We start from the raw sequence: 14,612 nt of genomic DNA on the forward strand, positions 1-14,612 counted from the left end.
GCGTGGATGCTTGATAAGCTCCACTAGTTTGCACAGGCTGTGCATAATTCTGGACAATGAAAGCTAACCTGAGTGATCTGAATGCGTTTGTCGCGGTGGTGAAGGCGAAGGGCTTTCGCGGCGGTGCTCGCCAAAGTGACATCAGCGCTTCAGCGGTCAGCGACGCGGTTCGGCGGCTTGAAACGCAACTGGGCGTTCGCCTGCTCAACCGCACTACGCGGACCGTCGCTCCGACCGAGGCTGGGCAACGTCTGCTGGAGAAGCTCGTCCCCGCGCTTCGAGAGGTCGAGGCCGCGCTGGAAGTGGTCAATGGCTTTCGCGACCAGCCCGCCGGAACGCTCAGGCTGAACGTGCCGGTCTCCGCGTTGAAGCTGGTGCTGCCGGGCATCGTTCCCAGGTTTCGTGCGGCCTACCCGGACATCCTGCTGGAGGTGATTGCCGAAGACGGCTTCGTCGATGTCTTGGCTGCAGGATGCGACGCGGGCATCCGCTACGGAGAGCGTCTGCAGCAGGACATGATTGCGGTGCCCATCGGCCCGCGTGTACAACGATTTGCCTGTGCAGCAGCGCCCGAATACCTGGCGCGCTGCGGTTTGCCCCGCCATCCCAGGGATTTGTTAGCCCATGAGTGCCTGCGCCTTCGTTTCAACAGCGGTGCCATGCCGCCTTGGGAGTTTGAGCGTGGCAAGGAGACGTTGCAGGTCGATCCGAAGCCAGCGCTTATCGTGCAGGCTGGTGCTGCGGCTGACTTGGCGGTTGACGCTGCCATCGGTGGCATGGGCCTGGTTTACTTGTTCCAGGAGTGGCTGCAGCCACATCTAGACAGCGGCGCCCTGCAGCCCGTTCTACAGGAATGGTGGCCAAAGTTTTCCGGGCCATTCCTGTACTACCCGGGTCGGCGTCTGCTGCCAGCGCCGCTACGGGCGTTCGTGGATTTTGTTCGGGCGTGAGCTGCCTCTAGTGCTTTCAAATCAACCTGATGTCGTGGCTGCTGTTCAGGGCGGGTGTCGCCGAACCGTGTTGTCTTCTAGATGAACGCCTGCCGGGCTGCAGAGCCTTCGATGACGTAAGTTTTTCAGGAGACCGCTGTGGAAGTGGACATCGAGGCAGCAGCCCGCTTGCAACAGGCAGCATTCTTCCTGTTGCGGCCAATGAAAATCAGACCATTTTTGCGGGATCTGCCGACCGCGGACTGACCCGTGATCTCTTGCCTCAAGTCTTTGTCTAAGCGCGTGGCGGTGCCCCTTGGCTGGTCAGTGGGAATTTTGCGCATGTAGTGAACACAAGGTCGGCCGCAACACCCAGAATACTTGCTCCAGGGCGAGCTGGACGGTGGCGGCAACCATCGCCAACACGCTGATGCCGTCGCCGCGCGCGTTGCGCTATCACGTAGTGTGGCTGCCCATGTGGGCTATCCATCGCTGAGCCGTGCGCAATTTTCAGTTCGACAAGGCCTGTGCGGCTGCAGCGGGTGCCACCGAGGCGCCCTGGATACCGTGGCGTGCCAGGGCCTCGGCCACAAAGCCGCTGGCCTTCATGTCTTCGACAAACTGGGCCAGCACGGCCTGTGCGGCCGCGCCCCGGCCCTTGGGCGTGCCCATGGCCTGCTGTATGACCATGAAGCGCCCCGGCAGCAGGCGTAGGCCGCTCAGGCGCTGTGCGTCGGCTTCCAGTTGCTGCTTCACGCCCGCCGCCACATCGTGCCCGTGAGTGATGAAGGTGTCGACCACGGCGGGCGAGGTGGGGGCGCGCTCGATGGTGGCGTGCTTGAGTTCACGGCTCAGGAACAGGTCGTACGCGCTGCCCCTGCCCACCGTCACGGTGCGGCCGCTCTGGTCCACCTCGTCGTTGGTCTGCAGGGGCGAATCAGCCCGCACGAGGTAGCTGCCCTCGATCAGCACATAGGGTGCGGTGAACGCAATGCCTTCGCCGCGCACTGGGTCGATGGCGAAGAAGCCGATGTCGGCCTGCTCGCCGCGCACGGCCTCGACCGACTTGCCTGCGGCGTCAAACACCACCAGCTCCAGCCCCACACCCAGGCGCTGGGCAAAGGCGCGTGCCAGGTCAATGGACACGCCCTTGGGTGCACCTTGCGCGTCCACGCCCGCCAGGATGGGGTTGCCCAGGTTGATGGAGGCGCGCAGCACGCCCTGAGGGGCCAATGCGCGGATGGTTTCAGCAGACACAGTCATGGCAGTGATGAAAAAGAAGTGACGCGCTAACGGGCGCGGGGCCGCCGGACGAGCCGGGGGGAAGGTGTGGGGTTGGCCGTGGCATCTGGGGCCGTGGCCGCGCCTTGCAGCAGGCCTGAAATTTGTCCCAGGTTGCGCAGCGTGCTTTGCAGGTGGCTGCGCAGGGCCTCTGCGGCTTCGGTTTGGCGTTCGCGCTCCAGCAGATCGAGGATGGCCAGGTGCTGGTCGCAGTGCTCGCGGTAGCGCTGGCGGTTTTGCATCGATCGGTACGACAGCAGCCGCCGCACACGGTTCACGCGGCGGATGGTGTCAATGAAAAACGGGTTGCCCGAGGCCTCGACCAGCGATTCATGAAAGCGCACGCCGCGCTCGTGCAGCTGGTCGGCGGTGTCGGTTTCAATGCCTCCACTGAGCAAATGCTGCTCGGCCGCGCGGCAGCGCGCAATCACCTGTGCGTCGAGCCGGTAGCCGGGCTCAAGCAGGGCGGCGGGCTCCAGCGCCAGGCGCAGGCGGTAGGACTGCAGCAGGCTGTCGGACGTGGTGAGCATGGACGAAAACGCCCAGCCGTAGCCGGGGCGCTTCTCGATCCAGCCTTCGTGGGCCATGCGCGATAGCAGGGTGTTGAGCTGCGCAGGCGTGAGGCGGTAGCGCTGCTTGATGGCGGTCTCGGTGAACTCGTCGGGCAGTTGGCCGCGCAGGCGGTCGTCCGCCAGCTGAAAGTACACGGCGGTGACCTGGTCTTCGGCTTCCAGGCCCAGCGATTCGGCCAGTGCTGCCACAGGCTTGTCTACCGGCCGTGCCAAAAAGTAGCCCCGGTTGGGCTCGCGCACCAGCACGCCCTTGTCGTGCAGCAGGGCCAGGGCGTCGTTGACGGGGGAGCGCGAGACGCGCAGCTGGTCGGCCAGCTTTTGGGCGCCCAGGTGGGTGCCCGCAGGCCATTGCTGGCTGTGGGCCATCTCTAGCAGTTGCAGGGGGATCGGTTTTTCCGGAGTCATCCCCAAAGTATGCATGGCGGGCCCAGGCACTGGCTTGGTGACGCGTGGTGTACGCAGGCTCAGGCCGCGACGGTCAGGCGCTCGCGCGTCTGGTGCAGGATGCGTGGCATCACGCCGCCCTGGCGCAGCAGCTCCACCTCTAGCCGCGTTTCCACCGCTGCGGTGCAGGGCAGGGTGTCCGTGCGCCCATCGGCGCGCAGCACGCGCACCGTGATGGCGCCGCGTGGCTGCAGGCGGTCGGCGTTGGCGTGGACTTCCAGCCGGTCGCCTGCTTGCAGGGCCAGCGTGTCGGGGTGCACGCCCGCAGGCAGCTTCACCGGCAGGATGCCCATGCCGATGAGGTTGGAGCGGTGGATGCGCTCAAAGCTGCAGGCCACCACGGCGCGGATGCCCAAGAGGCGCTGGCCCTTGGCGGCCCAGTCGCGCGACGAGCCCGTGCCATAGCGCTCGCCCGCCACCACCACCACCGACTCGCCCGCGTCGCGGTAGCGCTGGGCCACTTCCCAGATGGGCTGCACCTCGCCACTGGGCACATGCAGCGTGTGGGCCACGGGCAGGTTCGGGTGCAGGCGGTTGCCCACCGTCTTGCTGTGGAAGGCGGCGCGCACCATCACCTCCCAATTGCCCCGGCGCGAGGCAAACACGTTGAGGTCGTTGCGCGACTCGCCGCGGGCCACCAGGTAGTCGGCCACCAGGCTGTCGGGCGGGATGGCGCTGGCTGGCGAGAGGTGGTCGGTGGTGATGTCGTCGCCCAGCAGCATCAGCGGCCAGGCCGTGTAGGTGCCCAGCTGGCTGCCTTCGCTGAACGAGGCAAAGGGCGGGCGGCGCAGCGCGTTCGATGCCGCATCCCACGGAAAGCGTGGCGTGCGCGGGGCCTCCAGCGCGTGCCACAGGGGGTTCTGGCTGGCGATGGCGAAGTCACGCCGATAGTCGGCAGGCTCAGCCGACAGCGCCAGGTGCTGCGCCATCTCCGCATCGGTGGGCCACAGGTCGCGCAGGTACACGGCACGGCCGTCGGGCGTGGTCTGTACGGGCTCTTCGCGCAGGTTCACATCGGCGCGGCCCGCCAGGCCAAAGGCGATGACCAGAGGCGGCGACATGATGAAGCTCAGCTCCAGATCGGGGTGCACGCGGCCAGGAAAGTTGCGGTTGCCCGAGAGGATGGCCACGGGCAGGCTCTCGCCCGCCGCAATCGCCTCGCGCACCGGCGCGGTGAGCGGGCCGGGGTTGCCAATGCAGGTGGTGCAGCCAAAGCCCACAATGCCAAAGCCCATGGCAGCCAGGTCGTCCGCCAGCCCCGCGCGCTGCAGGTAGCTGGCAGCGGCGGGCGATCCGGGCGCCATCGAGGTCTTGACCCAGGCGGGCGCCTTCAGCCCCAGCGCGCGCGCCTTTCGCGCTAGCAGGCCGGCGGCAATCAGCAGCTTGGGGTCAGACGTGTTGGTGCAGCTGGTGATGGCCGCGATGGCCACGGCGTGCTGGGGCAGGGCGCCTTCGCGCACCGTGTGGGGCACAAAACCCACGGCGGCCAGCGCTTGGGCGGTGTCGCCATGGTCCATTTGGTCTTGCGGGCGGCGCGGGCCGGCCACATGGTGGCCGATGGAGGGCAAATCCACCGTGATGCTGCGCGTGTAGCGTGGCGTGGCGGCCGGGTCAAACCACAGGCCCAGAGCGCGGGCACCGGCCTCGACCAGGGCCACCTGCCCATCGCTGCGGCCAGTGGCGCGCAGGTAGGCCAGCGTGGCGGCATCGATGGGGAAGAAGCCCGTGGTGGCGCCGTACTCAGGTGCCATGTTGGCCACCACGGCGCGGTCACCGGCCGACAGCGTGGACACGCCGGGGCCGTAGAACTCCACAAACTCACCCGAGACACCGATCTCGCGCAGGCGGCGCGTTACCGTCAAGGCCAGGTCGGTGGCCAGCACGGCCGGGGGCAGGGCGCCCGTGAGCTGCACGCCAATCACATCGGGGATGCGCAGCATGGTGGGCATGCCAAACATCACCGTCTGCGCCTCCAGCCCCCCCACGCCCCAGCCCAGCACACCAATGCCGTTGATCATGGGGGTGTGGCTGTCGGTGCCGATCAGCGTGTCGGGCACCAGCCAGTCGCCATCGCTGCGCGCTTCGGTGGTGACCACGGTGGCCAGCTGCTCCAGGTTCAGCGTGTGCATGATGCCCGTGCCCGGCGGGTGGATGCGCACGCCCTTCAGCACCTGCGAGGCCCAGCGCAAGAAGCTGTAACGCTCGCCATTGCGGCGAATCTCATGCTGCATGTTCTGCTGCGGCGCATCGGGCGTGGCGTACACCTCTACGGCCAGCGAGTGGTCGACCGACACATCCACGGGCAGGCCGGGGTTGAGCACCGTGGGGTCCAGCCCCGCTTCGGCCAGCGCGTCGCGCATGCCCGCAATGTCCACCAGCGCGGGGGTGCTGGTGGTGTCGTGCATCAACACCCGCCCGGGCTGGAAGGCCACCTCGGCCTCGCTGCGCCCACTCTCCAGCCAATCTGCCAAAGCCTGCGCAGCGGCTGCACGTTCATCGCCCTGCAGGTGGCGCAGCGCGTTTTCCAGTAGCAGGCGCAGCACCACGGGCCAGCGCGGCAAGCCGGCCCCCAGCAGGGCGGGCAGGTTCACAAAACGCAGCGTGCGGCCCTGCAGCGACAGGCTGCCGATGGCGTGATCTAGGTTCAGTTGTGGCGTAGGTGCGGGGGAATTCATGCTTGCATTATTGCATTTATAGAATATAAAATGCAATTTGAGTTGACGCGATTCTGGTACCAAGGCGTACAGATCCACGCAGGCCACAGCGCTTGCATGGGTAGCCTGGCCAAAGCCCCTCCTGCACAGAGCGTTGTCACAAAGCCATTTCACGTCGTCACCCACCATCACTACAAAGAGAAAGAGAGACAAACATGAACCGTCGTCACCTCATTGCCAGCACTGCCGCGATGGCTGCTGTCTTGATTGCCCCCATGGCTGTGCATGCCCAGGCCGCTGACTATCCGGCCAAACCCATTACGATCATTGTTCCCTTTGCAGCGGGGGGCAACACCGACGTGAAAACGCGCCTAGTGGCGCTTCAATTGAGCAAGTTGCTGGGTCAGCCGGTCATCATTGACAACAAGCCCGGAGCGAGCGGCAACATTGGTATGGAGTTGCTTGCCAAGGCTCCGGCTGACGGCTACACCATCGGAATGGGCAGCTTCGGGCCGCTGGCGGTGAACCCTTCGATCTACCCAAAGATCAACTTCGACCCGAAGAGCATGGTGCCCATCTACTTGCTGGAGAAAAGTCCGCTTGTGTTGGTGACCCCGAGCGACCGGCCGTTTCGTGCAGTGAAAGAAGTGGTGGCTGCCGCAAAGCAAAAGCCCGGGGTGCTGAGCATTGCCAATGCAGGTCCTGGCGGCGCGCATCACCTGTCCGCGGAGCTGTTTGAACAATCTGCGGGCGTCGAAATGCTGGGTGTGCCATACAAGGGTGGCGGTCCCGCTTCAACCGCTCTCCTGGCAGGTCAGGTGGACCTGATGTTCGAGCAGACCGGTGCAGCGCTGCCCTCCATCCAAGCTGGCAAGATACGCCCCCTTGCCGTGACATCGCCCAAGCGGCTGAGCAGCCTTCCCGACGTACCCACATTCACCGAACTGGGCTACCCACAGGTTCAGGTCTCCAACTGGATGGGCTATGTGGCCCCCAAAGGAACACCCAAGTCCGTCATCGACAAATTGAGTGGTGCCTTTGTGCAGGCTGCAGCGCACTCAGAGGTGAAAGATCGCATCCTTTCTCAAAGTAACGAACTGGGAGGTGGTACTCCAGCGGACTTTGCCGCGTTCATCGACGCAGAAAGCCAGAAGTGGTCCCGTTTGGTGAAGGAACGCAACATACGGATTGAATGATCCGAATCGGCGCAAGACCAAGCAGGAGCAGCGGTTTGGTGGGGCGCGGTGGCCACCAGGATACGTGGCCATCTGCAACTCTATGGCGGAGCGAAGGGCTCTGTCGCTATGCATAGCCACGGATGGGCGATTGAGTTCTTGACCGCTGCTCACTGCCGCTGCGGCGATCAAGGCGACAGCCCGCAGAAGGGCTGGGCCAGCGTAATTCTTTACACCGCCCTGCTGAGCCACAACCTGTTGCTTCGCCCAGTGACTGGAACGTCGAATACACCGTGCACTGGTACAGCTGTGCCGGGCGATGTAACCGCTGTGGAGCTGACCTTGAAGTGACCGAATTCACCCCGCTGAGCGATGGTTTGGGCCGCTGATTTGAGTGACTTGCAACAACGGGTCGGGAGCACCTTTTCCGCAGTCGTTGGCAGCAGAGGCTGCAATGCCCACACCGATATCGAAGCGTCGGCTCTGAGCAATCGAGATTGGGGATTTTGCGAATTTTAATAGACGATCGGTCTATTTTGTGCACAATGAGACCCAACGGTCTAATTTGCCACTTTGCCTCATGACTTCAATAACACCGCTGCTACCACAAGCGCGTCGACGCGGCCGGCCACCCAAGAATTCGGATGTTCCACGTCAGGATATTCGCGCGCTGCTGATCCGAACTGGCGTAGCAGTCCTGACCGAGAAGGGTTACTCGTCGGTTGGCATTGACGAAGTTCTGCGTGCGGTGCAAGTCCCCAAGGGTTCCTTCTATTACTACTTCGACAGCAAGGAAGCGTTCGGACAGGTGCTGATCACCGCCTATGCCGACTACTTTGCCCGCAAGCTCGACCGATGGTTTCTTGACACAGCGATCTCCCCTGTTCAACGCCTTCGCAACTTCATACAAGATGCCACGGAGGGCATGGCCCGCCACGACTTCAGGCGCGGTTGCCTTGTGGGAAACCTCGGCCAGGAAATGGGCACGCTGCCCGAGTCTTTCCGCCCAAAGCTAGAGCAGGTCTTCCTCGACTGGCAGGCGCGCACGGCAACCTGCCTTGCCGAAGCCCAGCGGGCCAAAGAGATTGCTGCACACCACGACTGCGCGAGGCTCGCGCAGTTCTTCTGGATTGGCTGGGAGGGCGCTGTGCTGCGCGCCAAACTGGATCGATCGCCGACACCTTTGGACGTCTATGCCGAAGGCTTTTTCGAAATGCTGCGCGCCAAGCGCTGACCCCTAACTCTTCCCCCTCTGAAAGATCACTATGTTCCGTGGCGTTCTCATCGACAAACAGGATGGACAACAGTCGGCTTCAATGCAGATGTTGTCCGAGGACTCACTCCCCGAAGGCGACGTGACCGTTCGCGTCGCCTATTCCACACTCAATTACAAGGATGCCTTGGCCATCACGGGCCGCTCCCCCGTGGTGCGCAAGTTTCCAATGGTGCCAGGCATTGACTTTTCGGGCACCGTGGAGGCATCAGCCAATCCGGACTTTGCTGTTGGCGATCAGGTGGTCCTCAATGGTTGGGGCGTCGGCGAAGGGCACTGGGGCGGGCTTGCCGAGTTGGCTCGCGTCCCGGGCAAATGGCTTATTCCGCTGCAGTCGCCATTTACCTTGCGTCAGGCCATGGGGCTCGGTACTGCGGGCTATACCGCGGCGCTGTGTGTGCTGGCGCTGGAGCGCCACGGCGTGACGCCGGACAAAGGGCCGATCGTTGTGACAGGCGCCGCAGGCGGAGTGGGAAGCGTGGCGGTGGCCATGCTCTCCAAGCTGGGCTACGAAGTCGCCGCAGTGACGGGGCGGCCGCAGGAGGCTGAATTTCTGACGTCGCTGGGGGCGCGGCAGATCCTTGAGCGCGCCGAGTTGTCCAACCCTGGCAGGCCGCTGGAAAAAGAACGTTGGGCGGGTGCGGTAGATGTCGCCGGCGGGCAATTGCTCGCCAATATTTGCGCGGCGATGCGCTATCGCGGTGTGGTGACGGCTTGCGGCCTTGCGGCCGGCATGTCCTTGCCGGCAACCGTGGCGCCATTCATCTTGCGCGGCGTGACCCTTGCAGGCGTCGATAGCGTCATGGCGCCAATCGCTGAGCGCATCGAAGCATGGCGGCGTCTTGCCAAGGATTTGGACATTCATTTGCTGGAGAGCTTGCTCCGGGAAATTGCCCTTGAAGACGCGATCGCGGTTGCGCCAGAGCTCCTTGCCGGGCAAGTTCGTGGGCGCGTTGTCGTCCGTGTAGGCCCATCCCGATAGTCCCCATCATCCCGTTCCCTCGTACAACGTTGCGTTGTTGACGAGGCACTACTTACCCATGAAATCGGAGCTTTTTATGCCTGCAACCACCCCTTTCCAAATCAATCGCTTCCCTGTCCCTGAAATCAAGGACCTGCCCGAAGACATTCGCAACCGCATTCTCGCGGTGCAGGAGAAGTCAGGATTCGTGCCCAATGTATTCTTGGTGCTGGCGTACCGGCCTGAAGAGTTTCGCGCCTTCTTTGCTTATCACGACGCTTTGATGGAGAAGAAAGGCAATCTGACCAAAGCGGAGCGCGAGATGATCGTCGTGGTAACCAGCAATGCCAACCAGTGCCAATACTGCGTGGTGGCACACGGCGCCATCCTGCGAATCCGTGCCAAGAACCCGCTCATCGCGGATCAGGTGGCGGTTAACTACCGCAAGGCCGATATCACGCCGCGGCAGGAGGCCATGCTCGACTTCGCGATGAAGGTCTCGGCTCAGGCCTACGCCGTCGGCGATCAGGACTTTGAGGTGCTGCGCACGCACGGCTTCGACATGGACGATGTCTGGGACATTGCCGGCATTGCAGCCTTCTTTGGCCTGTCGAACCGCATGGCCAACGTCACGAGCATGCGGCCCAACGACGAGTTCTACAGCCTGGGGCGGTCCTAACCGCTTCCCGTCAAGAAGCTGAGGCGGGGGTCAACCGAGGCAGCATGCAGCGAGCAAAGACGCGATGTCTAACCCCCGTTGCCTGGACGGGCATCTGGCGTTTGCGCCAGGTCGCCAGGCGCGCGTGATGACGAGCCGGACAGTGCGCTGAGCGTTGGGCTGCACGCTGCCCGGGAATTCAGCCGACCGGAAACTCAGCGGCTGGCGGTGGCGGCAGCGGCATCTCGGGTGCAGTGGAAAAGCCCAGGGCATGTTCGGTGAAACGTTCCACGAGCCGGCTCGTATTGCCCTGCAGCCGCGCCAAGGCGATGCCGACATGAAATCCCGTGGGGTTGTCGGTCAGCGCTAGACATTTCACGCCGCGCGGCACCACCAGCCGCGCCACGCCAGCCACCAGCCCAACGCCCAAGCCCGAGGCCACCAGACTCATGATGGTCTGCACCTGCATGGCTTCCTGGGCTACGCGCGGCGTAAAACCTGAGAGCTGGCAGCGCATCAGTGCCAGGGTCGAGAGGCCGGGCACCTTGTCCTGCGGGTACATGATGAAAGGCTGGTGGGCCGCGTCTGACAGGGCAATCGTGTCCTGGGCCGCGAGCGGGCTGTGCTCCGAGACAGCGAGCACGAAGTCGTCGCGGTCCATGGGCAGCAGCTCGAACGGTGCCGGATGCAGCACCGGGTAGCGCACAAAACCCACATCAAATCGGCGCGAGACCAGGCCATCGAGGATCTCGGACGAGGTGGCCTCGGTCAGCTCGAGTTCAATCTTGGGGAAACGCTCGCGCAGCGAGGGGATCAGCTCCGGTAGTAGCGCATATGTCGCCGAGCCGATGATGCCGATGCGCAGCAGCCCGCCCTGGCCCTGGCGCGCATCCATCACGGCCTGGCGGCATTGCTCGGCGTGGAACAACGTGAGCCGCGCATCAGCCAGCATGGCCTCGCCCACCGGGGTGAGGAGGACGCCCGTGGAGCGGCGCTCGAACAGCGCATCGCCCATTTCTTCTTCGAGTTTGCGGATGGATACCGACAACGGCGGCTGCGCCATGTGCAGCAGCTCGGCCGCGCGGTGGAAGTTGCCTGTTTCCGCGAGCGTGACAAATTGGCGCAGCTGGCGCAGGTTCATGTGATATCCAAAAAGTATTGGCTTTTCAATTCTTAATATTAGACGACGCTAGTCCCGCTGGCTAGAGTGCGAGCCAAGGCCCCATGGAGGGCCCGGCAAACCTGCCACCCATTCAAGGAGACAAATTCCCATGCATAAGCGCAGAACCACTCTGGGCGCCCTGGTTGGCGCCGTCTTGCTGACGCTGAGCGCCACACTCGCGCCCGTCGCCCAAGCGCAGACCTTTCCATCGAAGACCATCAAATTCGTTGTGCCCTTCGGTCCAGGCAGTGGTACCGACACTTCCGCGCGCTATTTCGCCAGGAAGCTGCAGGACATGACTGGCCAGGCCGTAGTGGTCGAGAACAAGCCGGGCGCCAACGGCTTCATCGCCGTCAAGCAGGTGCTGACGGCGCCAGCCGATGGCTACACCGTGTTCATTGGCAGCAACTCCACGCTCGCCGTGAACGCTGCGCTGTTCAAGGAGCTGCCCTACGACCCGGTCAAGGACTTTGCCCCGCTGACCATGATGATGCGCTCGCCCGCCATGCTCACCGTCACCCCGCAGGCGCCGTATCAAGACCTCAAAGGCCTGCTGGCCTATGCCAAGGCCAACCCCGGCAAGGTCAACTTCGGTGCGGGGTCGGCGGGTTACCAACTCATGGGTGAATTGCTCAACGATGCGGCCCAGGTGCAAACCGTGCATGTGCCGTTCAAGGGCGCTGGTGAGACCATGACGGCGGTGGCTTCCGGCACGGTGGACTATGCCTTTGCCGAGGTGACCGCCGTACAGGAGCTGGCCAAGGGTGGCCGCGTGAAGGTGCTCGCCGTGGCGGCCGACAAGCGCGTGGCCTCGTCGCCCGATGTGCCCACCGCCAGCGAGGCCGGCCTGCCCGGCTTTGAGGCTTACACCTGGGTGGGCGCGATGGTCAGCGCCAAGACACCTGCGGCCGAGACGGCCAAGCTGGCGGAGTTGTTCACGGCGATCTCCAAAACGGATGAAACCCGCGCCTTCTACGAGCGCATTGGCGCCACGCCCATGACCGGTGGCCCCGCGCAGATGCACGCATTCCAGAAGAACGAGATCGCGCTGTGGACGCGCATCGTGCAGCAAGCCAAGGTGCCGCAGCAATGAGCGACGGAGCCGCCAAGCCGCCAGGCGCGCTCCAGCATGTGAAGGTGCTGGATCTTTCGCGAGTACTCGCAGGTCCGTGGGCCGCGCAGACGCTGGGGGATCTGGGGGCTGAGGTCATCAAGGTCGAGCGCCCCGGCACCGGCGACGACACCCGCGCCTGGGGCCCGCCGTATGTGACGGACCCGGCGGGCCAGCCCACGGGCGAGTCGGCCTATTACATGTGCACCAACCGCAACAAGCAGTCGGTGACGGTGGATTTCACGCGGCCCGAGGGCCAGCAGATCGTGCGCCAGCTCGCGGCGCAGTGCGATGTGCTGATCGAGAACTTCAAGACCGGCGGCCTCGCGCAGTACGGGCTCGACTACCCGAGCCTGAGCGCGCTCAACCCGCGCCTGGTCTATTGCTCGGTCACCGGCTTTGGGCAAGACGGGCCGTATGCGCAGCGTGCGGGCTACGACTTCCTGATTCAGGGCATGGGCGGGCTGATGAGCGTCACCGGCCAGCCCGACGGCGCGCCCGGCGGCGGTCCGATGAAGGTGGGCGTGGCGCTCACCGACATCCTCACTGGCCTGTATGCCAGCACGGCCATCCTGGCCGCGCTGCAGGCGCGCGAGCACACGGGCCGGGGCCAGCACATCGATCTGGCGCTGCTCGACGTGGGTGTGGCCTGCCTGGCCAACCAGGGCATGAACTACCTGTATGGCGACCAGGTGCCGCAGCGCATGGGCAACGCGCATCCCAATACGGTGCCGTATCAGGATTTCCCCACCGCCGACGGCCACATGATCCTGGCCATTGGCAACGACGGCCAGTTCGCGCGCTTCTGTCAGGCCATCGGCCAGTCGGACTGGGCCCAAGACCCACGCTTCACACGCAACGCGGCGCGGCTGGCAAACCGCGACGAGCTGGTGGCCCGCATCCGCGCCGTCACCGTCTCGCGCAGCACGCGCGACTGGATCACGCTGCTGGAGCAGCATGCCGTGCCCTGCGGCCCCATCAACACCGTGCGCGACGTGTTTGAAGACCCGCAGGTGCGCCACCGCGGCCTGCAAATCTCGATGCCGCACCCCCAGGCCGGCGCCGTGCCGCTGGTGGCCAGCCCCATCCGGCTGTCGGACACGCCCGTTACCTACCGCCATACACCGCCGCAACTGGGTCAGCACACCGACGAGGTGCTGACCCGCGTGCTGGGACTTTCGCCTGCGCAATTGCAGACCTACAAAGACAACGGAGTTTTGGGATGAGTACCCTCGATTCACTCGCGCTCACGCGCATTCCCGCACAAGACGAGGCACTGCGCGCCGAGGTGCGTGCCTTTTTGCACCGGGCGATTGCCGACCTGCCTGCGCACATCCGCGCGCGGTCCTGGGGGGCTACAGCAGCGAACTGAGCCGCCAACTCGGGCAAAAGGGCTGGCTGGGCATCACCTTGCCCACGCAATACGGCGGCGGCGGGCGCAGCGCGTTCACGCGCTACGTGCTGGTCGAGGAGTTCCTGGCCTGCGGCGCCCCCGTGGGGTCGCACTGGATCGCCGACCGCCAGAGCGCGCCGCTGATCCTCAAATACGGCACCGAGGCCCAAAAGCAGTTCTACATTCCGCGCGTATGCAAGGGCGAGGCCTTTTTCTGCATCGGCATGAGCGAGCCCAACGCAGGCTCGGACCTGGCGAGCGTCAAGACGCGCGCAGTGCCCAACGACCAGGGTTTTGTGCTCAACGGGCAAAAGATCTGGACCACCAACGCCCACCACTGCCAATACATGATTGCACTGGTGCGCACCTCGGGCACCACCGAAGACCGCCACAAGGGCCTGTCGCAGGTCATCGTCGACCTGTCGCTGCCCGGTGTCACCGTGCGGCCCATTGAAGACCTCTCGGGCGACAGCCACTTTTGCGAGGTGTTCTTCGACAACGTGCAGCTCGGTGCCGACGCGCTCATCGGCGCCGAAGGCCAGGGCTGGGAGCAGGTCACCGCCGAACTCGCTTTCGAGCGCAGCGGGCCCGAGCGCCTCTTCTCCTCCATCGTGTTGTTCGATCAATGGCTCGACTACGTGCGCACGCCCCAGGGCCGCAGCGACTCGGCGCGGCAACTGGCGGGCAAGGTGCTCACGCAGCTGGCGCCGCTGCGTGCCATGTCGGTGTCGGTGCAGGAAAAGCTCACCCAGGGCGCCAGCCCCATCGTCGAGGCCGCGCTGGTCAAGGAGCTGGGCACCACGCTGGAGCAGATGATCCCCGCCGCCATTGCGGAAGACCTGTTCTCGCGCGAGACGGAAGACGTGCCGGTGGAGCTTTTGATGACCCTGAAGTACGTGACGGAGGCGTCGCCCTCGTTCTCGCTGCGCGGCGGCACGCGCGACATCCTGCGCGGAATGATCGCCCGCGGCCTCGGCTTGCGTTGATTGGGAGAGATAC

Annotated in this window: 11 protein-coding genes and 1 pseudogene; 8 read left to right on the top strand and 4 right to left on the bottom strand. The window is 64.5% G+C overall.

Translation table 11 applies throughout. The features are described from left to right. Positions 1 to 56 precede the first annotated feature (56 nt). The gene (locus CLU85_RS04275; protein ID WP_100409196.1) at positions 57 to 950 is read left to right on the top strand and encodes a LysR family transcriptional regulator; all 894 of its coding nucleotides are present in this window, start codon (positions 57 to 59) and stop codon (positions 948 to 950) included. Between the two features lie 489 nt (positions 951 to 1,439). On the opposite strand, the gene CLU85_RS04280 is transcribed toward CLU85_RS04275, so the two are convergent. The 3 genes from CLU85_RS04280 to acnA are packed head-to-tail and all read right to left on the bottom strand — an operon-like array spanning position 1,440 to position 5,901. Continuing rightward, positions 1,440 to 2,192, bottom strand: coding sequence for an ABC transporter substrate-binding protein (locus CLU85_RS04280; RefSeq protein ID WP_100409197.1), 753 nt, complete (start codon positions 2,190 to 2,192; stop codon positions 1,440 to 1,442). 26 nt (positions 2,193 to 2,218) lie between these two features. After that, positions 2,219 to 3,187: a GntR family transcriptional regulator gene (locus CLU85_RS04285; RefSeq protein WP_100409198.1), complete on the bottom strand. Its 969-nt coding sequence runs from the start codon at positions 3,185 to 3,187 to the stop codon at positions 2,219 to 2,221. Between the two features lie 59 nt (positions 3,188 to 3,246). Continuing rightward, positions 3,247 to 5,901: an aconitate hydratase AcnA gene (gene acnA / locus CLU85_RS04290; RefSeq protein ID WP_100409199.1), complete on the bottom strand. Its 2,655-nt coding sequence runs from the start codon at positions 5,899 to 5,901 to the stop codon at positions 3,247 to 3,249. Positions 5,902 to 6,095: 194 nt separating this feature from the next. On the opposite strand from acnA, the gene CLU85_RS04295 reads away from it, so the two are divergent. The 4 genes from CLU85_RS04295 (at position 6,096) to CLU85_RS04310 (ending at position 9,968) form a co-directional block, all read left to right on the top strand. Then, a complete protein-coding gene (locus tag CLU85_RS04295; protein ID WP_100409200.1) occupies positions 6,096 to 7,076 on the top strand; it encodes a tripartite tricarboxylate transporter substrate binding protein in 981 nt (326 codons plus the stop codon). Between the two features lie 559 nt (positions 7,077 to 7,635). Continuing rightward, positions 7,636 to 8,289, top strand: a complete 654-nt coding sequence (locus tag CLU85_RS04300; RefSeq protein WP_100409201.1) for a TetR/AcrR family transcriptional regulator — start codon at positions 7,636 to 7,638, stop codon at positions 8,287 to 8,289. A 31-nt stretch (positions 8,290 to 8,320) separates the two neighbouring features. Further along, positions 8,321 to 9,310 (top strand): MDR family oxidoreductase, encoded by a 990-nt coding sequence (locus CLU85_RS04305; protein ID WP_100409202.1) that lies wholly within the window; start codon positions 8,321 to 8,323, stop codon positions 9,308 to 9,310. 76 nt (positions 9,311 to 9,386) lie between these two features. Next, positions 9,387 to 9,968, top strand: a complete 582-nt coding sequence (locus tag CLU85_RS04310; RefSeq protein ID WP_100409203.1) for a peroxidase-related enzyme — start codon at positions 9,387 to 9,389, stop codon at positions 9,966 to 9,968. A gap of 178 nt (positions 9,969 to 10,146) precedes the next feature. On the opposite strand, the gene CLU85_RS04315 is transcribed toward CLU85_RS04310, so the two are convergent. Then, positions 10,147 to 11,088, bottom strand: coding sequence for a LysR family transcriptional regulator (locus CLU85_RS04315; RefSeq protein ID WP_100409204.1), 942 nt, complete (start codon positions 11,086 to 11,088; stop codon positions 10,147 to 10,149). A gap of 130 nt (positions 11,089 to 11,218) precedes the next feature. Here CLU85_RS04315 and CLU85_RS04320 point away from each other — a divergent pair, with 130 nt between their 5' ends. From CLU85_RS04320 to CLU85_RS04330, 3 genes and pseudogenes are all read left to right on the top strand, one after another. Then, the gene (locus tag CLU85_RS04320) at positions 11,219 to 12,202 is read left to right on the top strand and encodes a tripartite tricarboxylate transporter substrate binding protein (RefSeq protein WP_198509132.1); all 984 of its coding nucleotides are present in this window, start codon (positions 11,219 to 11,221) and stop codon (positions 12,200 to 12,202) included. Then, a complete protein-coding gene (locus tag CLU85_RS04325; RefSeq protein WP_100409206.1) occupies positions 12,199 to 13,446 on the top strand; it encodes a CaiB/BaiF CoA-transferase family protein in 1,248 nt (415 codons plus the stop codon). The genes CLU85_RS04320 and CLU85_RS04325 overlap by 4 nt, the downstream gene beginning before the upstream one ends. Further along, a pseudogene (locus CLU85_RS04330) lies at positions 13,443 to 14,599 on the top strand (acyl-CoA dehydrogenase family protein). Before CLU85_RS04325 ends, CLU85_RS04330 begins: the two are co-directional and overlap by 4 nt. Positions 14,600 to 14,612: the final 13 nt, after the last annotated feature.

The organism is Acidovorax sp. 69 (assembly GCF_002797445.1).
In the GTDB taxonomy this organism is placed as follows: domain Bacteria; phylum Pseudomonadota; class Gammaproteobacteria; order Burkholderiales; family Burkholderiaceae_C; genus Acidovorax.

What these genes read in the sequence shown, in the direction of transcription:
- acnA (WP_100409199.1), bottom strand. Translation starts at nt 5,901, where the DNA reads ATGAATTCCCCCGCACCTACGCCACAACTGAACCTAGATCACGCCATC.
- CLU85_RS04310 (WP_100409203.1), top strand. Translation starts at nt 9,387, where the DNA reads ATGCCTGCAACCACCCCTTTCCAAATCAATCGCTTCCCTGTCCCTGAA.
- CLU85_RS04315 (WP_100409204.1), bottom strand. Translation starts at nt 11,088, where the DNA reads ATGAACCTGCGCCAGCTGCGCCAATTTGTCACGCTCGCGGAAACAGGC.
- CLU85_RS04285 (WP_100409198.1), bottom strand. Translation starts at nt 3,187, where the DNA reads ATGACTCCGGAAAAACCGATCCCCCTGCAACTGCTAGAGATGGCCCAC.
- CLU85_RS04300 (WP_100409201.1), top strand. Translation starts at nt 7,636, where the DNA reads ATGACTTCAATAACACCGCTGCTACCACAAGCGCGTCGACGCGGCCGG.
- CLU85_RS04305 (WP_100409202.1), top strand. Translation starts at nt 8,321, where the DNA reads ATGTTCCGTGGCGTTCTCATCGACAAACAGGATGGACAACAGTCGGCT.
- CLU85_RS04320 (WP_198509132.1), top strand. Translation starts at nt 11,219, where the DNA reads ATGCATAAGCGCAGAACCACTCTGGGCGCCCTGGTTGGCGCCGTCTTG.
- CLU85_RS04325 (WP_100409206.1), top strand. Translation starts at nt 12,199, where the DNA reads ATGAGCGACGGAGCCGCCAAGCCGCCAGGCGCGCTCCAGCATGTGAAG.
- CLU85_RS04295 (WP_100409200.1), top strand. Translation starts at nt 6,096, where the DNA reads ATGAACCGTCGTCACCTCATTGCCAGCACTGCCGCGATGGCTGCTGTC.
- CLU85_RS04280 (WP_100409197.1), bottom strand. Translation starts at nt 2,192, where the DNA reads ATGACTGTGTCTGCTGAAACCATCCGCGCATTGGCCCCTCAGGGCGTG.
- CLU85_RS04275 (WP_100409196.1), top strand. Translation starts at nt 57, where the DNA reads ATGAAAGCTAACCTGAGTGATCTGAATGCGTTTGTCGCGGTGGTGAAG.